The following is a 19,600-nucleotide window of genomic DNA, read 5'->3' as shown; positions in this document are numbered from 1 at the left end:
GCCTGCCAATGGGGCTGCTGCGCTCACTGCAACTGCTGATCGCGGTACTGCTGCCGGCCCTGTGCGCCATTCTGCGGGGCACCCTGCTGCGCCTGCTGGGGCGCCCCCAGCAACAGGTTGTGCTCACCATGGCCCGCACTGTGGGTCAACTGGGCCCCACCCTGGCCGGCACCCCGGTGGTCTGCCACCAGCGTGAACGCCTGGGGCTCAGCCCCGCCGTCATCCTGTTCAATCACCAAAGCGGGCTGGACCCGGTGATCGTGGCATCGTTGCTGCAACACCCCGTGGTCGGGATCGCCAAAGAGGAACTGGGACGCAATCCGCTGTTGGGACCTCTGCTGCGATTGAGTGGAAACCTGTTCATCAAACGGGGTGAAGGCTGGAAGGAACAATTGCTGCCCCAGGCACAACAGGCGGTGAAGCAGGGGTTCTCCATTGTCATCGCCCCGGAAGGCACCCGCTCACGCCAGGAGCAGACGGGGCACTTCCGCCTGGGGGCCTTCGCCATCGCCCGTCACTGCGGTCTGCCCGTGATTCCCATTGTCATCCATAACAGTGGCAGCCGCCTCCCACCCCGCAGTACCCGCCTGCGGCCAGGACCGGTTTATGTTAGCGTACTGGAACCGGGCCACATCCCTGCAGAGATGGATCTGCAGCAGGCCGCCACCGAGATGAAACAACGCTATGACCGCTGCCTGGCCCAGGGCCATCCTGCTGCTCCTCAGCCTCTGCACTGATTTCGCCGCAGCCGAGCCCTGGCAAGCGCTGACCAGCCCCGATCCGGCGGTGCGATTATGGGTAATGAAAAGCGTGACAAAGGAGGTGGCAACGCAGACTCCACCCCATGACCCACGCCCCCATGACCCAAGCCCCTACGACATTGTGCGCGCAGAAACCGAAATCAACGCCCCCATATTGCCGCTGCTGGCGTTACTGCAGGATGCCGGTCGACAACGGGAGTGGTTGCCCTTCACCCAGGACGTGCGGGTAGTGGCGCAGCCCGCCCCGCACCAGACGCTGGTGCAGTTCCGCACCGTTACCCGCTGGCCCTTCCGGCCCCGGGATGCCATTACCCTGTTCGATGTGATGCAACTTTCCGCCGCCGAGCTGCGTATAGAAATGGAGAACCAGCCGGACGCCCTGCCGGAAGAGCCTGGCTACCTGCGCATCCGCCAGGCGGAAGGCCACTGGCTGCTAAGCGCCCTGGACCACTGCCGAACCCGGGTACGCTACCAGTCCGGCAGTCGCTGGGGCGGTGTAATCCCCCAATGGCTGGTGAACAACAGCAACCGGGATCTGGCGGTGGAAGCCTTACTGAACCTGAGCCAGTGGGCGCAACACCATCATCGGGAATACGAGGGAAACAATGATCTTTATCCGCAAATTACCGCACATCGCCATTGTCGTTAGCCAGTTGCTGCTGTTCGGTTGCAGCCTGACACCAGGCCCAGAGGGTACAGCCGCAGAGAGTGAAGCAGCAGGCGCTCAACAGCCACTGCAGCAATGTCAGGCTCAACTGGCGCAGTTGCAGCGCAGCATTCAGCGCCACGGGGTTGGGGATGCCCAGTATCACCCGGTGTCGGGGTTTCCCACCTATCGCAGCAATCGCTTCTGGTCCAGTTTCCAGGCAGCAGAGCTGACCACGGAACAACAGACAGAGTGGCGCCGGACACTGCATCAACTGGGGATGTCCAGCCTGGCTCTGGAGTGGCGCAACCTGCCGCGGGAGACACCATCATCCCAGATGGCGTTTACCGAGTTTGAGACGGACTGCGATCGGGTATTGTTTGAGAGCAGCCTGCAGAAGCCGCTCACCGAACAGGCCCTGCAGGTGCCGGACAGCTACAACGACGTGTTGCGGTTCTTCGGCTTTTACGCCCTGATCAAGCAGGCGGCGGCCGGCTCCATCGCCGAGTACCAGCAGGAAATGCAGGCACGCATCCTGGCACCGGTGGATGACACACGTCCTGCCAATATCTATGCTGCCCCGGAGCCCGCCAGCATTCCAGTGCGCCAATGGCTGGCCAGGGCCTATGAGGCCAATGCATTGCATGTTCCGCAATTACCGGCGGAGCAGATACAACAGGTGCTGGAGTACTTCGCTCCCCGCTATCGCATTGAGGTTGAAACATCAGCGGATTTGCCCGGGGCTGCCACCTGGAGCGGTGACCACGGGGGCCTATCCCGCCACATCGACCCTGGCCAGCCCACTCTGTACACCTACCCCAGCTATGTGCGTTATGGCTCAGACATCCTGCTGCAACTGAACTACACCCTCTGGTTCAGTGAGCGCCCCAAGCCCACCACCGACGACTGGTATGGCGGTAAGCTGGACGGACTGGTGTGGCGGGTGACCCTGCTGCCGGATGGCAAGGTATTGATGTACGACAGCATCCATCCCTGCGGCTGCTATCACTCGGTGCACGTGCCGGCGGACTCTCCACTGGCCGCCACCATTGATGGCCTGGATCAATCCCACAGCCTGGAACCGATCCTGTTCTTTGTGAATCCGCTCCCCGCCACCGAGCCTGCGGTTGAACTGACCCTGGAGGCCGGCACCCACTACCTGACCCGGGTCAGTCACTGGAACGGGCAGCCACAGGAGCAAAGCCGCCTCTATCAGTTGGTCGACTATGAGGAACTGCGTTCGCTGCCGGTGCCCGGCGACGGCCCCCGCCATCGGAGCTGGTTCGACCCCCACGGCCGGATTGATGCGTCTGCCCGGCGCGAACGGTTTTTCCTGTGGCCCCTGGGCGTGGAAAGTGCCGGGGCCATGCGCCAGCAGGGCCATCACGCGGTAGCCTTCGTCGGTAAACGTCACTTTGATGAGCCCCGGTTGGAGCGGTTACTGAATCTGCCTGTGCCGGATCAAACAACCGCAGACTGAACGTCTCAGCGCTCAGCGAAGCGCTCTTTGATCACCAGAATGTCCGGCAGGCTGGCGCGGAAGATTTTCACAAGATCGGGATCGAAGTGCCGGCCGCTTTGCTCTTCTACGTATTCCAGTGCCGCCTCTACGGTCCAGGCTTTTTTGTAGGGGCGCTCACTGGTGAGGGCATCGAACACATCCGCCAGCGCCACGATCCTGGCTTCGATGGGAATCGCCTCCCCTTGCAGGCCAAAGGGATAGCCGGAGCCATCCCACTTTTCATGATGATGCAGCGCCACACTTCGCGCCAGCTGCAACAGCGGCACATCCGATTCCCCCAATATTTCAGCACCGATTTCAGGGTGCTGCTTCATGACGGCAAACTCCTCTTCCGTGAGCTTGCCCGGTTTCAACATAATGCTGTCGGCGATGCCGATCTTACCGATGTCGTGCATGGGGGCAGCGTTCAGCAGGTCCTCCGCTGCGGCTTCGGAATAACCGGATGCCAGCGCCAGAATGCGGGAATAGTGGCTCATGCGCATCACATGCAAGCCGGTCTCATTGTCTTTGTACTCCGCAGCCCGCCCCAGCTTCTGAATGATCTGCAGCCGGGTGGTTTTCAACTCCTCCGCTTGCACCAGGGACAGGTGGGTTCGCACCCGGGCCTTGACGATGGCCGGGCTCAGGGGCTTGGTGATGTAATCCACGCCACCACAATCAAAGCCGGTGGCTTCATCCACCTCGTCCTTGAGGGCGGTGACAAAGATGACAGGCACGCCGCCCTGATTCGGCAGCGCCCGAATTGCACTGCAGGCTTCGAACCCGGTCATCCCGGGCATCATCACGTCCATCAGAACCAGGTTCGGCCGTTCCGCCTGCACCAGGGCAATGGCTTCTTCGCCACACTTGGCGAACACCAGGTCATAGTCCTCCTGCAACATCAATTTGAGGATTCGAAGATTGGTAGGCTCATCGTCAACAATAAGCAGCTTCTGTTTGGTATCGGCGCCAGTAATCATGATGATGGAATACCCTGATTAACCCGTTGATGAAGTTGTTGCAGCGTTGCGAGCGCCGCTGCGAACTCGAAGTTGTTGAACGCATCCTCCAGTTGCTGCAGCGTATCCACGCCCAGCAGCGGCGCCTGCCCCAGCAACAGGGACAGCGCCGCGTCATCACAGGCATTGCGTTCAGAGGCCTGTATAAGCTTGTCCACGGCCACCTGCAGCTCCGCCATATTGACTTCGCGCTCGGCGGTGGCCGCACTGGCCGGCCGGTTATGTTGCAGACGTTCCAGCTCCGCCCGCAGTTGCCGCGACAATGTTGAGATCGAGGACAGGCTGTTACAACATTCCTGGAAGCGCTTGCCCTTGGCTGCCTTCTCCAGTTGCGAGAACACCGGCGCCAGGGTGGCAATGGCCAGATTGCCACTCACCCCCAATAATCCGTGGGCCGCCTGGGCGAGAGTGGCATAATCCGCTCGGTCCAGAGTGTGATGCAGATCCACGGCATCCTGCTCCAGGCGGCGACAGAACTTGGCCAGTTCATCCAGATAGGCCGCGCGGCTGCCCCAGAGCGCGATACCTTTGTCGACATCCAGCATGGAACTTTCAGACTCGGCAGGCTCTTCTTCCAGCTCACGCCAGGACACGGGAATCTGCAATACCCTGACCATTTCTTCACACAGTTTGTTGAATTCCACCGGCTTGGTGCAGAAGCCATCCATCCCCGCTGACACCGCCGCCTTGCGATCGGACTCCATAACGCTGGCGGTCATGGCGATCACCGGAATCCGGTTTAGTTTGTGAGTCTCGCGCCATTCCCGGATGTACTTGCTGGCCGTCAGACCATCCAGGTTGGGCATCTGCACATCCATCAGGATCACATCGAACTCATTGTATTTGGCGGCTCGCACCGCTTCACTGCCATCGGCCACACAGGTTACCCGGTGCCCCTCCCGCTCCAGCAGTATCCGCATCAAATCCCGGTTCTGTTCCATATCGTCCGCCACCAGCACACTCAGCGGCGGCAGTTCCAGTACCTGTCCCTTTTGCTGTTCCGGCGGCGCACTGGCCACCGCCAGCGGCAATTCAAACTGGAAACAACTGCCTTCGCCGATGCGGCTTTCCGCTTCCAGTTTGCCACCCATCAATTCCACCAACTGGCGACTGATGGTGGTGCCCAGTCCGGTGCCACCGAAGCGCCGGTTCATGGATGAGTCCGCCTGGGTGAAAGGCTCAAAAATGGATTGCAGACGGTCCGCCTCGATCCCGATACCGGTATCCGAAATGCGGAATCGAACCGCGCCTTTCGCCGCCGGCTCCACATCCAGAGTCACGCGGCCCTGTTCGGTAAATTTGATGGCGTTGCCCACCAGATTGGTGAGCACCTGACGGATGCGGTCACTGGCGCCGCTGTAATAGGGTTCCAGCTCGGGGCTCAGGTTCACCTCCAGTTGCAGGCCTTTTTTGCGGGCCTGAATCCACAAGGTGGAGGTCACCGAGTCCACCAGGTCACGCAGGGAGAAGTCCAGCAACTCCAGGGTCACCTTGCCTTTTTCCAGTTTGGCCACGTCCAGGATATCGTTCAGCAGATGCAACAGGGAGCGGGCGGAATTGCTGAGCGTGGACAAATACTCCGTCTGTTCGCGGGTCAACTGCGTGGACAACAGAATGTCGCTGAAACCGATGATCGCATTCATGGGGGTGCGAATCTCATGGCTCATATTGGCCAGGAAGGCACTGCGGCTCATGGCAGCCTGCTCCGCGTTGACCTTGGCGCTCACCAACTCCATATCGAGTTGCTTGCGTTTGGTCACATCCATGATGAAGCCATCCACAAACTGCACGTTGCCCTGCTCGTCCAGCACACATTCGCCATTGTCCTGCAGCCAGCGTACGCTGCCATCCCGATGAGTGATCCGGTATTCGGTTTCGAACGCGCGCGGGTTTTTCTGCAGGTCATGGGCATAGACCCGGTCCTGCTCCAGAATCAGATCGGCAAAATTACGCTTGGGATGCGGCAGCATAAAATCCGTTGCGGGGTAGCCGGTAATGGATTCCACCGCATCGCTGATGAACACCATATCCCAACGGTTGTTGCACTGGCAGCGATAGGCGGCGCCGGGAATATTGCCAATCAGGGAACGGAAGCGGGCTTCATTGGCCTTCAACTCCGATTCCATTTTCACCTGCTCCCGCAGATCCGTGAGAAACCCCACAAACAGATTTTCGTTGGCAGTCTGCACATGCCCGATGGCCAAACGCACCGGAATCAGCTCACCGCCTTTGTGCTGCGCTTCCACCTGCCGGCCCTGGCCGATGATGCGGGCAATCCGGGTTTCCATATATTGCTGCAGATAGCCGTCGTGGGCGCTGCGAATGGGCTCCGGCATCAACATCTTGATGTTCTGGCCAAGCAATTCATCACTGCGCCAACCCAGGATGCGTTCCGTGGCATCGTTCACCGCCAGGATGATGCCACGGTGATTGATGGTGATGATGCCGTCCACCGCCGTTTGCAGGATGCCCCGGATGCGTTTTTCATTGGCCCGCGCTTCCAATGACAAGCGCTTGTAACTGAGCAGCAGATCCACCGCCACCACCAGGCAGGCGATCACCACGGTGGTCACCGATACGCCGGTGGCCAACAACAGGGAAACGGGCGAGGTATCCGGGTCCAGCTCAAAACCGGGGGGTGGCACAAAGCGGGCCGCCGCCATACCCACATAGTGCATGGCCGAGATGGCGACTCCCATGCCGATACCGCCCACCACGTCGCCGAGGAAACGGGAATCCCGAAACCGGGGCAGGCGGCCGATGCCGGTACGCAACCACAACGCCAGCACGGATAAGGCCACCGCCACCACGATGGAGAGGGCAAACATGCCCATGTCGTAGCGCAGCGCCGGTGCCATCACCATGCCCGCCATGCCCGTGTAATGCATGGTGCCGATACCGGAACCCATCAGCACCCCGCCCCCCAGCAGTTCCCGCAAACTGATATTGGGCTTGCTGTTGAGTTTCAAGGCCACTCCGGAGGCAGCAATGCTAGGCACCACAGACACCAGGGTCAGGCTAAGCTCGTATTCCACCGGGGTACAAAGGTCGAAGGCCAGCATGCCAATGAAGTGCATGGCCCACACCCCGCCTCCCATGGCCACACTGCCGGTGAACAGGGTAATGCCGCGGGAGCGGGCCAGTTTGGATTGGCGAGCCTGACTGGCCATGTGCAGCGCCATGGCCGAGGTAAAGGCGGCGATGAGAACGGACAGCACCACCAGGCCAGGATCAAAACGGCCATAGATCAGGAGCGAATCGTCCGGATAGGAAAAAAAGGAGAGCAGAGAACTCATATCGGTATAAAACAACAGCCAGCAATATGAGTTAGTCTAGTAAAACAGTCGGGTAATGCTACCTTATCTGCCTAGCAGACTAAGGCAGCAGCTCAAACCACCTCAATGGCATCCACTTTCTGGAATCCTCGGGGCAGTTTGTTGCCGCGACGGCCCCGTTCACCCAGGTAGTGCTCCAGATCCGCGAATTTGAGTCCGATATGACGTTTGCCGGCAAAAATCTTAAGCTGGTTATCGGCACCCAACACCACCATATCCACCACAAATTCCTCCCGGTTTTCCACCCGGGCGCCGGGAATACTGATGATTTTGTTGCCCTTACCCTTGGCCAGCTCCGGCAATTCCGCCACCGGGAACATCAGCATGCGACCTTCGCTGGTGACGGCCACCACGTATTGATGATCCGGATCAGTGACCGGTTTGGGTTGCAGCACCCGACTGCCCTTGGGCAGATTGATGAAGGCCTTCCCGTTTTTATTGCGGGTCTGGGCGTCTTCCAGTTTGCCGATAAAGCCATACCCGGCGTCACTGGCCACCAGCACTTTCTGGCTATCCGGCCCCATCAGAACCGCATCAATAGTGGCCCCTGACGGTGGCGACAGGCGGGCAGAAAGCGGCTCACCCTGGCCCCGGGCCGATGGCAGGGTATGAGCGGGCAAGGCGTAACTGCGCCCGGTGCTGTCGATAAAAATCGCGTTTTGGTTGGACTTGCCCAGGGCCGAGGCCTTGTACTCATCCCCAGCCTTGTAACTGAGCCCCTCTGCATCCACCTCGTGGCCCTTGGCCGCCCGCACCCAGCCTTTCTTGGACAGCACCACCGTCACCGGATCGGCGGAGACCAGCTCGGTCTCATCCATGGCTTTGGCCTCACCCCGCATCACAATAGGGGAGCGCCGCTCATCGCCGTATTTATCCATGTCTTCCCGGATTTCCTTAACGATGAGTTTCTTCAGCTTAGCGTTGGAGTTGAGGATGGATTCCAGCGTTTCACGCTCTTTCTCCAGCTCTTCCTGCTCGCCGCGGATTTTGAATTCTTCCAGTTTGGCCAGGTTACGCAGGCGGATGTTGAGGATGGCTTCGGCCTGAATATCAGAAATGCCGAACCGTTCCATCATCACCGGCTTGGGTTCATCCTCAGTACGGATGATGTGGATCACCTCATCAATGTTCAGGTAGGCAATCAACAAGCCTTCCAAAATGTGCAGACGCTCCAGCACTTTGTCCAGGCGATACTGCAGGCGGCGGCGCACCGTGGTGATCCGAAACTCCAGCCACTCCGACAACAAGTCATGCAGCCCTTTCACCCCGGGGCGACCATCGTTGCCGATCACATTCATATTGACCCGGTAAGTGCGCTCCAGATCGGTGGTGGCGAACAGGTGATTCATCAACTGCTCCACATCGATCCGGTTGGAACGGGGCGTGATCACCAGGCGGGTGGGATTCTCATGGTCGGACTCGTCCCGCAGATCGCTCACCATGGGCAGCTTTTTCTTGTTCATCTGGTCGGCGATCTGTTCCAGGATTTTGTTGCCGGATACCTGGTGCGGCAACGCGGTCACGATCACATCACCGTCTTCCATCTGGTAGCGGGCCCGCATGCGCAGGGAGCCGCGACCGGTCACATACATCTTGATGATGTCGTTACGGGGCGTGATGATTTCGGCGTTGGTGGGAAAATCCGGCCCCTGCACAATGTCGCACAGGTCGTCCACGGAACAGCCCGGGTCTTCCAGCAGCTTGATGCAGGCCTCACCCACTTCCCGCAGGTTATGGGGCGGGATGTCGGTGGACATCCCCACCGCGATGCCCATGGCACCGTTCAGCAGGACATTGGGCAAGCGGGCGGGCAACACCACCGGCTCGTCCAGGGAGCCATCAAAGTTGGGCTGCCACTCTACCGTGCCCTGGCCCAGCTCACCCAGCAACACATCCGCATAGGGCGCCAGGCGGGATTCGGTATAGCGCATGGCGGCGAAGGATTTCGGGTCATCCGGCGACCCCCAGTTGCCCTGCCCGTCCACCAACGGGTAGCGGTAGGAGAACGGCTGCGCCATCAGTACCATGGCTTCATAGCAGGCGCTGTCCCCATGGGGATGGTATTTACCCAGCACATCCCCCACCGTACGGGCGGACTTTTTGTGTTTGGAACTGGCCTTCAGACCCAGCTCCGACATGGCGTAAATGATGCGCCGCTGCACCGGCTTGAGGCCGTCCCCCAGGCTGGGCAGGGCCCGGTCCAGAATGACGTACATGGAATAATCGAGGTAAGCGCGTTCGGTGTATTCTTTGAGAGGAAGGCGTTCAACGCCTTCAAAATCCATTGGCTGGGTCATAGTATTCTGGTTTTTTCGTTTCTGGGGCTGGTCGATCGAAGACAGATTGCCTTCATTCTAATAGAAGAGACCGAAAAAACCAGAATTGATTCAGTGGCTTAAATATTGTCAGATCCGTGAACAATCCCGGTACAGGGGCTCGTTCTTTTGCAACACCATGGCGTCCGGGCCCTTGGACCAGAAGATCAGGTCCTGCTCCCCTTCGTAGCGCTCGCCGGAACCGGTAGGCACCCGTTTCAACAGGGTGGCCCGCTGTGATTGGGCATCCACCAACATGATCTCACCCTGCCCCAGCGTCTGTTGTTGACCGCCGCTGCTGTAGGTCGAGCGATAGACCGTAAAGCGTTTGTCGCCCACGCAGCGGAATTGCTCACCGCCACTGGACTGTGCTGCCACATCCAGGCATTCCGGCTTCTTGTACTCCATGCAGGCCATGCGGGTGCAGGCGGCCACCTCGGCCCCCGCTGCCCGGGTGCACTTATTGCAGCCGTCAAAGAAGTGGGTGCACGTGGCGGGAATCATGGTGTGCCAGCTGTCCTGGGTGTAGGTGGTGGGTGTGATGTGCTGCGTGTGGTCCGCCGCCGGCGGGGTAGCAGCACAGGCCACCATCAGACTCACAAAAAATAACAACGACAATCGTTTGATCCATTCCATGACAGGCTTCCTGTATCCGGGAAAAGTTAAGTAACACGCTCAAGCAGAAACCCCGTTGAGCGACGATGATCATAAAGAGTAAAGATTGCCGTTACTGTGCCACAATACCTTACCGAATTCGATTATTCCCCGCCAGGCTTGTGAACCTGCTGGTGGCCTTGCTGGTGCACATCCCGGTAACACAGCATGTCCAGCAGTCGTTCCTCCCGGGATCCTGTGAAACCGCAGTGACCGTTCCAGTGTTGCGGGTTTTCGTAGGTTCCAAACAGCATATCCCACCACACGATATCGCCGTAGTTGTGCTTGTGGCGCCCGGCCTGGTGATGAATGCGGTGCATTTCCGGCCGCTGGAATACATACCCGATCCAGCGTGGGGTGCGAACGTTGGTGTGGTAAAAGAACTCGCCCAACGCTGTGCAGGCGGTGTACACCAAACCGGCCTCCAAGGATAACCCCAACAGCGTATACACCAGCAGACTGCCGATCACCGAATTCACGATCATCTCGCCGGGGTGTTTATAGAACGAGGTGATCACTTCCAGCCGTTGCGGACTGTGATGGATCTGATGAAAGGCGCGCCATAGAAAGTCCGATTCGTGGCGCCAGCGATGCCACCAGTAAAAGACAAAGGTGGTAATAAAGTACGCCACCAGGCCACCCGCCACCGGCGACAGAAACTCACTGAGGTGTAACAGCGATTGTGCGGACAGCCACTGCTCCCAGGTGATGCCCGCCAGCAAGACCACCCCGATCTGTATCAGGTTGATCAGCAACACCCGCCACGGCCAGGATTTTACCCGGGGCAATGGCCAACCCGGAATCAATCGCTCCAGGATAAAACAGAACAAAAAAACCGCCATCAGCTGCAGTAACATAACGTGTCCTTGTAGAAAACGTGAAGGTTTAACTGGCGTGAAAAAAGGGGCGACTCACGCCGCCCCTCTGGCATCGGCACGGACGCATCCGTTGCCGACCCGTCAGGCTGCCCGCTGCTTTCGGAGCCGCTCCAACACTTTGTCGGCGTCGTGCTCACCGCTGGCGATACCCGCCTGCCTGAGCCGATCACCCAGTTGTTCTCCGTTCAGCTCCGCGTCGATTTCCCGCAGGGCGTCATCCATTTCCGAGGCCCGGGTCTGTTGCCGTTTGATCTTGTCCAGGGAGGACGACATCTCCTGCAGGGACGCCGACAGACCACTGGAGTAACCGTTCAGATTCCCCAACGCTTTGTGGGCGGTGCGGTTGGCCTTGGCCAGGGTCAGCTCGCGCTGGTATTTCTGGATACCGTTGGCGGCAATGCGCAGTTGTCGTTTCAGATGGAGCGCCTGCTTCTCCAGATAGGCCACCTGCTTGCGTTGCTGTTGCAGCAATTGTTCATCTTCCGCAATCAGTTCCGCCAGGTCGCGGGCCAATGCTTCCTCCTGCTTGTCCAGGGCTTCACAGGTCTGGCGCTCTTTGTTGCTGATGTTTTCCTCCAGGGCCTGATTGTGGCGTTGCAGTTGTTTTTGCTCTGCCATCACCGTGGCCAGTTGCAACTTGGCCTGCTGGATGGCTTTTTCCGCGTCGCGAATCTCCTGCTCAAAAATGCGGATGCTGTTGGCGTCCACCAGGTGATGCAGGGGCTCCTCGGCGGAGGCACGAAACAGGGTATTCAGTTTGGTCCAGACACTCATGATGATTACTCCGCGTACTCTTTGATCAGTTGTTTGGTTTTGGCTTCGGAAATCTTGTTGATCAGCCGTTGGTTCTCATGTTCGTCCCGCAGGGTTTTGGACAGGGTGATGCTGGTGCTCACCAGGAACAGGGCGCACAACCCCATGTATCCTTTCACCAGAAAGTCCGTGGGAATGAACAGAATGCCCGCCGCGGTGGCGGCCAGGGCCACACAAAAAGACGCTTTTACAAAGAACAGCCAGCCCTTTGAGTTGTCACTGATATTGTCGATCATTGGGGTCATCTCCGTGGTTGAAAGCAGCAGGGTCAGTGTGGCCCCCGGGCTCAAAACAGACAACCTCCCTGTAATTTGTAGCGACAACCTGACCCATTGGTATCAAATATCAATACCAGACACGCTCATACCAGACGTTCCGGCCGGGCAACCCATTCCACCGAAGCACGGGGGGCTGCGACCGGATCTTTTTACCCTACGGGTATTAGGGTTATACTGTGGTGGCACATAACTCCCCTCCCCTAAGGAACTCCACCATGAAAGGCAAGCAAACCGTCATCGACGCACTCAATGGACTCCTGGCCAGCGAGCTGGCCGCCATGGACCAGTATTTCATCCACTCCCGCATGTATCAGGACTGGGGGCTGCACAAGCTTTATGAGCGTATTGACCATGAGTTCGATGATGAAAAGCGGCACGCAGCGGCGCTGATTGAACGCATGCTGTTTCTGGGCGGCACACCGGACATGACCCAGCGCAAGGGCTTCATGGTGGGTGCAGACGTGGTGTCCATGCTGGAAAGCGACTTGCGGGTGGAATACGAAGTGGACAACGAATTGAAAACCGTTATCGCCCTGTGTGAAAAAGAGCAGGATTACGTGACCCGGGACATGCTGCAGGCGCTGTTGAAGGACACTGAAGAGGATCACGCCTACTGGCTGGAAATCCAGTTGGGCCTGATCCAGAAAGTGGGTATGGAAAACTATCTGCAGTCGCAGATGGAGTCAGGTTCCCCCTAGGTCGGATGGTTGAGTTCCAGCAGGGTTTTGTTGCCGTCGAACCGCTCGAACAGTGCCCTGTGGGCAGCTCGCGAAAACGTATCGCTGCGCTCAGGGTACTGGGCAATCCACTGAATCAGCATCTCCAGATTGGCATCCTGGGCCGCCTTGGACTCATACTTGTGCGGCTCCCAGGGTCGCTTTCTGGCATTCTCGATACACATTGCCACCGGTAGATCCAGAAAGATCAGCTCATTGCATCGGCCCAACAACATCTCCAGCAAGTCCGCGTAACACCCCTCGATCACCCAGCCAGCATGCTCCGCCACAAAGCGCTCGATCAAGGCACCGGATTCCGCCAGGGGCATGCGCGCGGGCGGCAGCCCCGGCTTCCAGGCGATCACATCCAGATCCAGGTGCGCCAAGTCATACTGCGCGCACAGCTTCTGCGCCAGGGTGGACTTGCCGGAACCGGAGTTGCCAAAGATCAGAATGTTTTTCGAGTTCATCAAAGAAAGATTCCCCGGCCTGATTCAGCCGCTGTGATTGGATCGTCATGTTGCAATGCTCCTGGAACCGATGCTCCTGGAACCGCTGACCCTGAGACAACGGATCCGGGAGCGCATGGCCAGCACGATACCCACCAGTAACCAGGTCAGCATCTCCCAGGGCCCAGCCGCCGCCCCACCATAGCCCTCACCATACACCACTTTCACCTGTTGCGGGTCGCGTTTGACCCTGTCCTTGAACTGACTCAGCTGCGTATCCAGTTGGGCAATCATGTTGGCGGCGGCCTCATCGAATCCCTGCAGACTGTCGTGACGCAATTCCGCGCTTAAATCCACCGGGGTCGCCCGGCCCTGAACCTGGCTGGTACCCGGCGCACGGAACAGCATTTTGCGGCTGGCTATGTCGTACACCACTGTATCCATCATGGTGCTGGTAGCGTTTTTTTCGCCGGCCACCACATAGGCACCCACCAACGTCAGATAACTGAAAGAGAGCCGGCCGCTGTCGGTAAATTGCACCTGGTCGTAGGATACCAGCGCCACCACATCAAGGTCGTAGATGGCCTGGATCTGATCCAGGTTGGTAAAGCTGCCACCCGGGGTGAGATATTCGGACGGAATCACCTCGATGTCACGGACGAAAGCATACTGCCTGAAATGCTCGGCTACCCGCTCCAACAATTGCGCTTTATAGGCAGCGGTCAGCACACCAAAGCCAAAATCCCCGCCCCACAGGCTGCGTCCGCGGTGGACGCTGGACTGCTCGGGAACAAACGCGACGCCCACGCGCAGTGGCAGAGTGAGTGATGGCACCGTATTCGATCGCCGCGCGCCGCCTGCGCCGTCGGACGGGTACAGGTAATCCACCACGCTGCTGTTGGTCCTGACCTGTTGGCCAGCACAACCGCCTGCCAACAGCAGTACACTCAACATTCCCGTGCACAAGATTCTCCTCCAGATTCGTTTTTGATTTTGCATGTGAGGCTCTCCCCTTCGGCCTGTGTTGATGGGGAGAGTCTTATTTCTAAGACAGATTTAGGCTACTGCGGGATGCAAAGTGTCAGTGGGCAGTACCGTTGGCCGCAAGGGATAACACCCAACGCTCGCTATGCCACCAGACTCACCAACAGGATCACCAGCAATAAAAACCCCAGCATGATCATCGACGCGGTGTGGAAACTCAGAGGCCGGGATTCGGTGGCAGAATTGCCCTGCTGAACACTGGCATCGTATTGCGAAACCCGTTGCCGGGCGGCGGCGACGTCAGCATCATTCACCCGCACCACCGCAAAATCCGCCATGCCCAGTTCCCCGATTCCCCCCTGCAGATAGTGCCCGCCCACAAAGGCCTCAATACCATCCGCCTGCAGCATCCCCGCCACAATGTGAGCTTCAGCAATATCCCGGGAGCGATACACAATCTGCATAGGGCGATCTCACCGAAAGGGACTGGAGTGGAACAGCGCCTGATTGACCCGGGGCTCCAGGCGAAAGCGGAACCAGCGACCCGGCACCGCGATTTCCGGGTTGTACCAGCGCAGGGTATAACGGGACATGCCCGCATCGGAGGCGCCGTTGTGAATCACCTGCAGATCCAGCCCCTGATCATCCAGCAAGGTGCTGAAGTGTTCGCCGTCGTCACTCACCTCCACCGCCAGCAGGGGCTGGTGCAACTGCAGCTGGCCGGGATTCACGTCCAGCACCTGCCACTCCCAATAGGGTTCCTGGTTCCTGGTCGCCGCCACAAACACCGCTGGCTGCAGTTGCACCCGCTTGCCGGTAGGGGTGACCGACTCGGGAAAATAACGGGCGCTGGCCAGATTGAATTGCCACTGCTCCGGCAGATCCGCGTACCCCGGTTGCTGCAACATCATGGCCACCAGCTCGCGGGATTCCCGCGCCAGAAACGGTGTGGTGTTGGGGCCGTAGATGGTGTGCCCCCCCTCATACCATTGTGCGCTGTATTCCTCTGGCGTGGTGCTGTAACCAAAAAAGCCGTTGGTGTGGCTGCTGATCACCACCTGGCGGATACCGCTGCCATACTGGCTTACCGCCTGCTGCACGGCGTCCGCCATGCGGTTGCCGGCCTCGAAAGTCACTTCGAACGGTAGCCCCACCAGGATCAGCTCATTGATGCGAAAACTGCTGATGGAAATCCGGTGGGGGTAGCGCCAGGGTGCCAGGCCCCAGGCCTGTAACCGGGACAGCATCCAGCGCTTGGCACCATGGCAATCACCGGCACCGTCGTCCGGCCAGCCCCGCTGGAACGGCGGCAGGTAACTGATGGGGAAGACCTCGTCATCCTTCGCGGCCCCCACCACGGCGGTGCCGGCAATGGCCCGCTCACACAGCAGCCCGCGATCCTCCGCCGCCAGGTTCAACACATCCAGTTCGCGCTGGGCGGAGCTGATGATCACCTGGTCCGTGAGCTGATCGTCCAAAGACTGAAACAACTGCCAGGCCTGCTGCGCCAGCTCAAGACCAATGCGGCGGGTTTCAATATCCCCCCGCAGGCCCAGCCGATAGTTCGGGTTGTTGTCGCCGTGATTGGCCTCGAACGGCCCGTGGGCCACCGGCCAGGGCGGCTGATAGTGGTGCCGGATATGGTCTTCCAGCTGGCGCTCAAAGAAAGCCCAGACATCGCCGTGATAGGGGTGCGTAAATGGGGGAATGGCGGTGCCGTGAATGGCAAAGGTGGAAAACGCCCCCAGGGGCCGGTAATTGCCCTGCTCCGTGAGCCCGTCCAGGCGCACCAGGGTGATGCGGGGATTAACCGCCCGCAGCGCCGCCGCCTCGGTTTGCTGTTTGTCGCTGACGTTCTCATTGCGTACGTAGGCCCCCATGGCACGGTTGCGGGTGACGCCGTATAACTCCGTCTGCCCGATGGCCAGTTTGGCCGGGCGCCGCTGCTCATAGGCTTCCACCACCGCCTCTGACAACTGCTGCACCAGAAACCCGAACACGTCCGGATCAAAGCCCGGCCGGTTGGAGCCAAAGGCATTGTAAAAATCACTGGAAAAATACTGGCCTGGGCCACTGTGGGTATGGGTAACGTGCAGGCTCAGGTTGTGCACGGCCACATCGGTGCGTTCCGCCACCCGCTCCGCCACTTTGCGCTGCAGAACCAGGGAGCTGGCCGGCAGATCCGCCTGCAGCACCAAAAGGGGTTCACCACCGGGGGGTTTCAGATAAAAAGCCCGTGCCTTGAGCCGGTTCCGAAACCCGTCCGCATCCCGCGCCCAGGCGGAATAGCCCATTTTGGGAATGCCGATGGGCGTGGTAATGTCGCGCACCCCCACCCCTGCCAGCAACTGTTCATTGGACTCCGAAAGCAGCGGCGTTTTGCGCTGGACCTGAATCGCCTCCACCGGGTAGGTCAAAAAAGGCCACACCGCGTGCAGGGCGCCGCCCATGGCCAGCAGTACCAGCAGCAACACCCCCCACAGGATTCGCTTTATTGTTTTTTTCATTCCGTTTCCTAATCAGTCCTCAATCCTAAAATCACTTTAACCCACCTTGCTTCACCGACAGAGTGACGGCAACTCCCACGGAGCAAAACATGCACGATCGTACCAAATTTAGCAAATCCGCCACAACTCTGACCGGGGACATGGACTAATCATGCTAACTGATTCATCTTTAAGGGAAAGCAGACTGGAAGAGAGCACATGGGCATCGAGATCCGGCAAGATCAGTTTACTGCGGAAGATTATGACCGTTTTAACGAGAAAATCCGCGATAACCTGCACGCCCTGCAACAACTGCTGGAACAACCGGGGTTTGGGGTGGGGGCCGATAGCCTGGGAGCCGAGCTGGAATTCTATCTGGTGGCACAGGATGGCCAGCCTGTGCCCTGCAACGAAGCCATTCTGAAGGCCGCCGCCAATCCACAGCTGACCCCGGAGCTGAACCGTTTTAACCTGGAATACAACCTGCGCCCCCACAGCTTCGCCGGCGCCCCCTTCGCGGCCTTCGAACAGGAGTTGCAGCAGGCCATCCGCGACACCAACACCTGTGCCGCCCGCTATGGCGCTGAGCTACTTCCCATCGGCATTCTGCCTACAGCACAACTGAGCCAGTTCGGTTCCCACATGATGACGGATCAACCTCGCTACCGCGCCATGGACAATGCCCTGCGCCGCTTGCGGGGTGCGCCGTTTGAAGTGCATATTGATGGCACGCCGCCGCTGGACCTGACCTGGGATGACGTCACCCTGGAAGGGGCCAACACCTCATTCCAACTGCACTGGCGGCTGAATCCGGAGCAATTCGCCGACAGTTTCAACGCGGTGCAGCTGGTCACCCCCATTGCCCTGGCCCTGGCCGCCAATTCCCCGCTACTGTTCGGCCATGAACTGTGGCAGGAAACCCGCATTGCCCTGTTCAAGCAATCCATCGACTGCCGGGATGAAAACCACGCCCAACGCAAGTATCCCCCCCGGGTGTACTTCGGCAATGGCTGGCTGCGGCAGGGTGCGCTGGAGCTGTTCGCCTCCACCGTGGCCCTGTTTCCGCCCATCATGCCCGTGCTGCATGCCGAAGATCCGCTGCAGGCCCTGGCCCAGGGAAAACGCCCGCAACTGCATGAGCTGAAACTGCATCAGGGCAGCACCTGGCCCTGGAACCGGGCTATCTATGACCATCACGACGGCGGTCACGTGCGCATGGAAATGCGCGCCCTGCCCGCCGGCCCCAGCCTGCAGGATATGAGTGCCAGTGGCGCCTTCCTGCTGGGCAGCGCCCTGGCCCTGCGGGATTCCATGGCCGACCGCACCAGTCTGTTACCCTTTAAATTCGCCGAGCACAATTTCTACCGGGCCGCCCAGCACGGTCTGGACGCTGTATTGTTGTGGCCCTCATCCAGCCAGATTAAAGTGGTGGAATACGAGGTTCTGGAACTGGCCCGTCGCCTGGTGCCCATGGCGGAAGATGCCCTGCAGATGGCAGGCATGGAGCATGGCGAGGCCAAACGCCTGATGGACAATATCCGTGACCGCCTCCAGGCCCGCACCAACGGCGCCCAATGGCAACTCAACATGCTGCACCGGTTGCAGGCCAGCGGACTGGACGCAGCAAGCGCACGCCAGCAGATGTTGCAACGCTACCGCCAGAATTTCTATTCTCAACAACCCGTCAGCCAATGGAGTGAAGCACTATGAGTTTGGGCAGTCCCCTGATCCGCTACTGGTATCATCCGTCACCGCAGATGGTGGGGGAATCCGTGGAAGCGTTTCTGCGGGAAATGGCCGGCCCCACTTTGATTCACATACCGGGGCGGGACCGCAGCCGCGCGCGGGCCATCTGCACCCTGCTGCACGGCAACGAGCCCTCCGGCACCCGCGCCCTGTTCCGTTTCCTGCAAGAGGGCATTGAACCGGCGGTGGATCTGCTGTGCTTTTTTGGCTCAGTGCAAACCGCCCTGCAGGAACCCCTGTTCTTTTACCGCCACCTGCCCCAGGAGCGGGACCTCAATCGCTGCTTCAGGGAACCCTTTGACGATCCCCAGGGGCGCCTGGCCAAAGCCATCCTGGACATTCTGCAGGAGCTGAACCCGGAAGCCCTGATCGACATCCACAACACCTCCGGCATGGGGCCCTGCTTTGCGGTGTCCATGAAACAGGACCCGGCCCACGACGCCCTCACCAGCCTGTTCACCGAGCGCATGCTGGTGACCGGGCTGAAGCTGGGAGCTCTGTTTGAATACAGTGAACGCAATGTACCCACGGTCACCATCGAATGCGGCGGGGCCCAGGACCCCCGCGCCGACCAGATCGCGTATGAAGGCATCCTGCGCTACGCCACCCGGGAAGACGTGCTGACCCCGGTGGACGCGGACTGGGATCTGGAAATCCTGCGGGAGCCGGTGCGTCTGGAATTACGGGAGGATGCCAGCATTACCTACAGCGAGGCGGAAGACGTCTATGCCGACATCACCCTGCCGCCGGATGTGGAGCACCACAACTTCGGCCGCATCAACCCCGATGTGGCCCTGGGCTGGGTCAAACCGGAAAGCTGGGATAAGTTGATCGTCCATACCCCGGCCGGAGTGGACGTGAAAGACAAAGTGCTGAAACTGGAGGGCAACCGGCTCTATCCGGCCCAGGCGTTGAAGCTGTTTATGATCACCACCAACGCCACCATCGCCAAAAGCGACTGCCTGTTTTACGCCGTCACCGACAACGGCAGCCACCTGGCCTAGGAGGTCGGCTGTATT

At 59.4% G+C, this 19,600-nt stretch carries 17 protein-coding genes; 6 read left to right on the top strand and 11 right to left on the bottom strand.

Going from position 1 to position 19,600, the window contains the following annotated elements; all coding sequences use genetic code 11:
- The first annotated feature begins 8 nt into the window (after positions 1-8).
- The 3 genes from D9N14_RS21825 to D9N14_RS21815 are packed head-to-tail and all read left to right on the top strand — an operon-like array spanning position 9 to position 2,887.
- Entirely contained in the window at positions 9-737 is a 729-nt protein-coding gene (locus D9N14_RS21825; protein ID WP_290583822.1) for a lysophospholipid acyltransferase family protein, read from the top strand.
- Positions 685-1,410: a hypothetical protein gene (locus D9N14_RS21820; protein WP_290583820.1), complete on the top strand. Its 726-nt coding sequence runs from the start codon at positions 685-687 to the stop codon at positions 1,408-1,410. The genes D9N14_RS21825 and D9N14_RS21820 overlap by 53 nt, the downstream gene beginning before the upstream one ends.
- On the top strand, positions 1,367-2,887 hold the full coding sequence (locus tag D9N14_RS21815) for a hypothetical protein (RefSeq protein WP_290583818.1): 1,521 nt from the start codon (positions 1,367-1,369) through the stop codon (positions 2,885-2,887). The genes D9N14_RS21820 and D9N14_RS21815 overlap by 44 nt, the downstream gene beginning before the upstream one ends.
- Before the next feature lie 5 nt (positions 2,888-2,892).
- Here the strand turns inward: D9N14_RS21815 and D9N14_RS21810 are convergent, their stop codons facing one another.
- The 7 genes from D9N14_RS21810 to D9N14_RS21780 form a co-directional block, all read right to left on the bottom strand.
- The gene (locus D9N14_RS21810; RefSeq protein WP_290583816.1) at positions 2,893-3,888 is read right to left on the bottom strand and encodes an HD domain-containing phosphohydrolase; all 996 of its coding nucleotides are present in this window, start codon (positions 3,886-3,888) and stop codon (positions 2,893-2,895) included.
- Positions 3,885-7,223, bottom strand: coding sequence for an MHYT domain-containing protein (locus tag D9N14_RS21805; RefSeq protein WP_290583815.1), 3,339 nt, complete (start codon positions 7,221-7,223; stop codon positions 3,885-3,887). Before D9N14_RS21805 ends, D9N14_RS21810 begins: the two co-directional genes overlap by 4 nt.
- A gap of 92 nt (positions 7,224-7,315) precedes the next feature.
- Positions 7,316-9,559: a DNA topoisomerase IV subunit A gene (parC, locus tag D9N14_RS21800; RefSeq protein ID WP_290583813.1), complete on the bottom strand. Its 2,244-nt coding sequence runs from the start codon at positions 9,557-9,559 to the stop codon at positions 7,316-7,318.
- A gap of 108 nt (positions 9,560-9,667) precedes the next feature.
- Positions 9,668-10,213: an MliC family protein gene (locus D9N14_RS21795; RefSeq protein WP_290583811.1), complete on the bottom strand. Its 546-nt coding sequence runs from the start codon at positions 10,211-10,213 to the stop codon at positions 9,668-9,670.
- Between the two features lie 122 nt (positions 10,214-10,335).
- On the bottom strand, positions 10,336-11,088 hold the full coding sequence (locus D9N14_RS21790; protein ID WP_290583809.1) for a sterol desaturase family protein: 753 nt from the start codon (positions 11,086-11,088) through the stop codon (positions 10,336-10,338).
- Positions 11,089-11,190: 102 nt separating this feature from the next.
- On the bottom strand, positions 11,191-11,883 hold the full coding sequence (locus D9N14_RS21785) for a PspA/IM30 family protein (protein ID WP_290583807.1): 693 nt from the start codon (positions 11,881-11,883) through the stop codon (positions 11,191-11,193).
- A gap of 5 nt (positions 11,884-11,888) precedes the next feature.
- Positions 11,889-12,158, bottom strand: coding sequence for a YiaA/YiaB family inner membrane protein (locus D9N14_RS21780; protein WP_290583805.1), 270 nt, complete (start codon positions 12,156-12,158; stop codon positions 11,889-11,891).
- 257 nt (positions 12,159-12,415) lie between these two features.
- Here D9N14_RS21780 and bfr point away from each other — a divergent pair, with 257 nt between their 5' ends.
- The gene (gene bfr, locus D9N14_RS21775; protein WP_290583803.1) at positions 12,416-12,898 is read left to right on the top strand and encodes a bacterioferritin; all 483 of its coding nucleotides are present in this window, start codon (positions 12,416-12,418) and stop codon (positions 12,896-12,898) included.
- Here the strand turns inward: bfr and D9N14_RS21770 are convergent.
- The 4 genes from D9N14_RS21770 to D9N14_RS21755 form a co-directional block, all read right to left on the bottom strand.
- On the bottom strand, positions 12,895-13,386 hold the full coding sequence (locus tag D9N14_RS21770) for an AAA family ATPase (RefSeq protein ID WP_290583801.1): 492 nt from the start codon (positions 13,384-13,386) through the stop codon (positions 12,895-12,897). The two genes, bfr and D9N14_RS21770, sit on opposite strands and share 4 nt — an antisense overlap.
- 45 nt (positions 13,387-13,431) lie before the next feature.
- Positions 13,432-14,319 (bottom strand): rhombotarget lipoprotein, encoded by an 888-nt coding sequence (gene rhlP, locus D9N14_RS21765; protein ID WP_290583799.1) that lies wholly within the window; start codon positions 14,317-14,319, stop codon positions 13,432-13,434.
- A gap of 173 nt (positions 14,320-14,492) precedes the next feature.
- Positions 14,493-14,813, bottom strand: coding sequence for a DUF2007 domain-containing protein (locus D9N14_RS21760; protein WP_290583797.1), 321 nt, complete (start codon positions 14,811-14,813; stop codon positions 14,493-14,495).
- A gap of 9 nt (positions 14,814-14,822) precedes the next feature.
- On the bottom strand, positions 14,823-16,856 hold the full coding sequence (locus D9N14_RS21755) for a neutral/alkaline non-lysosomal ceramidase N-terminal domain-containing protein (protein ID WP_290583795.1): 2,034 nt from the start codon (positions 16,854-16,856) through the stop codon (positions 14,823-14,825).
- A 198-nt stretch (positions 16,857-17,054) separates the two neighbouring features.
- Between D9N14_RS21755 and D9N14_RS21750 the strand changes: the two genes are divergently transcribed.
- Positions 17,055-18,545: a glutamate--cysteine ligase gene (locus tag D9N14_RS21750; RefSeq protein ID WP_290583793.1), complete on the top strand. Its 1,491-nt coding sequence runs from the start codon at positions 17,055-17,057 to the stop codon at positions 18,543-18,545.
- On the top strand, positions 18,542-19,585 hold the full coding sequence (locus D9N14_RS21745) for a succinylglutamate desuccinylase/aspartoacylase family protein (protein ID WP_290583791.1): 1,044 nt from the start codon (positions 18,542-18,544) through the stop codon (positions 19,583-19,585). Before D9N14_RS21750 ends, D9N14_RS21745 begins: the two co-directional genes overlap by 4 nt.
- Positions 19,586-19,600 lie beyond the last annotated feature (15 nt).

The sequence above is a fragment of the Ketobacter sp. genome (assembly GCF_003671495.1).
Classification (GTDB): domain Bacteria; phylum Pseudomonadota; class Gammaproteobacteria; order Pseudomonadales; family Ketobacteraceae; genus Ketobacter.
Note: the sequence above shows the minus strand (reverse complement) of the source record. Positions and strands in the feature narration are given on the sequence as shown.